This window comes from Streptomyces palmae, assembly GCF_004684805.1.
Classification (GTDB): Bacteria; Actinomycetota; Actinomycetes; order Streptomycetales; family Streptomycetaceae; genus Streptomyces; species Streptomyces palmae.
Map to the genome: position 1 here is coordinate 1 of NZ_SRID01000612.1, position 2,093 is coordinate 2,093.

General features: G+C 68.9%; 1 protein-coding gene. It reads left to right on the top strand.

Annotated elements, in window-relative coordinates; translation table 11 throughout:
* Positions 1-213 precede the first annotated feature (213 nt).
* Positions 214-2,019, top strand: a complete 1,806-nt coding sequence (locus tag E4099_RS31485) for a bifunctional metallophosphatase/5'-nucleotidase (protein WP_135342509.1) — start codon at positions 214-216, stop codon at positions 2,017-2,019.
* The last annotated feature ends 74 nt before the right edge of the window (positions 2,020-2,093 follow it).

The window sequence follows — 2,093 nt, forward strand, 5'->3', positions numbered from 1 at the left end:
GGGGTGCCGTAGTGCTGGTGGGGGCGCTGCGGGCGCGGGCTCATCCGGTGGCTCCTGTTCGACTGCGGCTGAGTGGCCCGCATCACCTTGCCATGGCCGGGGAGCAACCTGATCGCAACCTGCCGGGGGTGTTGCGGAGTCGGGTGTTCAGGTCAGAATCTACGCGCGTTGTGCACATTGTTCAGTTGTGCACGGTTCATCAGGGAGATGCACATGCCGCTCAACCGTAGGACGTTCCTGGGCCGTTCGGCCGCCACTGGCGCGGGGGTCGCGCTGACCGGGGCGGTGGCCGCGGCGCCGGCCCAGGCTCAGGGCCGGCAGGCGGCGGGCTCGCACGCCAAGCGGTACTCCTTCACGGTGATGGGCACCACGGACCTGCATGGCAACGTCTTCAACTGGGACTACTTCACCGACGCCGAGTACGACGACAAGGCGCACAACGACGTGGGCCTGGCGAAGATCTCGACGCTGGTGAAGCAGGTGCGTCAGGAGAAGGGCCGCGGGAACACGCTGCTGATCGACGCGGGCGACACCATCCAGGGCACCCAGCTGTCGTACTACTACGCCAAGGTGGACCCGATCACCGGTGCGGGTGGCCCGGTGCATCCGATGGCGCAGGCGATGAACGCGATCGGCTATGACGCTGCGGCGCTGGGCAACCACGAGTTCAACTACGGCATCCCGGTGCTGCGGAAGTTCGAGGAGCAGTGCGACTTCCCGCTGCTGGGGGCGAACGCGCTGGACGCGGTGACGCTGCGGCCGGCCTTCCCGCCGTACTGGATGACGCGGCTGCGTACCCCGCACGGCCGGGATGTGAAGGTGGCGGTGCTGGGTCTGACCAACCCGGGGATCGCCATCTGGGACAAGGCCAACGTGCAGGGCAAGATGACCTTCCCGGGGCTTGAGGAGCAGGCCGCGGTGTGGGTGCCCAAGCTGCGTTCGATGGGCGCGGACGTGGTGGTCGTCGCGGCGCACTCGGGCACCAGCGGCACCTCCAGCTACGGGGACCAGGTGCCGTACGTGGAGAACGCGGCGGCGCTGGTGGCCGAGCGGGTGCCGGGGATCGACGCGATCCTGGTGGGGCACGCGCACCTGGAGATCCCGGAGTACCGGGTGGTGAACCAGCAGACCGGTGCCGAGGTGGTGCTCTCGGAGCCGCTGCGGTGGGGGCAGCGGTTGACGCTGTTCGACTTCGAGCTGGTGTGGGGCAAGGGCCGCTGGACGGTGGAGTCGGTCTCGGCGCGGGTGGTGAACTCCAACACGGCGGCGGAGGACCCGGAGATCACCGGGCTGCTGAGTGACGAGCACCGCAAGGTGGTGGCCTATGTGAACCAGGTCATCGGGACCTCCACGGCGGCGATGGCGGCGGACGAGGCGCCGTACAAGGACACCGCGATCATCGACTTCATCAACCATGTGCAGGCGGAGACGGTGCGGGAGGCGCTGGCGGGGACGGAGTACGCGGCGCTGCCGGTGCTCTCCCAGGCGTCCTGCTTCTCGCGTACGGCGGCGATTCCGGCGGGTCAGGTGACGATCCGGGAGGTGGCGGGGCTCTACCCGTTCGAGAACACGCTGGAGGCGCGGGTGCTGACCGGGGCGCAGCTGAAGGACTACCTGGAGTTCTCGGCGCGGTACTACGCGCGGACGCCGGTGGGCGCCGAGGTGGATCCGGCGAAGCTCACCAACGCGGAGAACATCCCGGACTACAACTACGACGCGGTGAGTGGTCTGACGTATGAGATCGACATCGCCAGGGAGCCGGGGGCGCGGATCGGGAAGCTGTCCTTCCAGGGGGAGCCGATCGATCCGGCGGCGCGCTTCGTGCTGGCGGTGAACAACTACCGGGCGTCGGGTGGCGGGAACTTCCCGCATGTGGCCTCGGCCCAGCAGGTGTGGGCGAACTCGGAGGAGATCCGCAACACCATCATCAGCTGGGTGAAGGCGAAGGGTTCGATCGATGGTGCGCGGTTCGCCTCGGTGGACTGGAAGCTGACCCGGGAGGGTACGCCGGTGTTCTGACCGGCTCGCGGTAGGGCGCCGGGGCCCGCCGTCCCCGTCGGCCTGCCGCTCCCCTGGGGGCGGTGGGTCGGTGG

What these genes read in the sequence shown, in the direction of transcription:
- E4099_RS31485 (WP_135342509.1), top strand. Translation starts at nt 214, where the DNA reads ATGCCGCTCAACCGTAGGACGTTCCTGGGCCGTTCGGCCGCCACTGGC.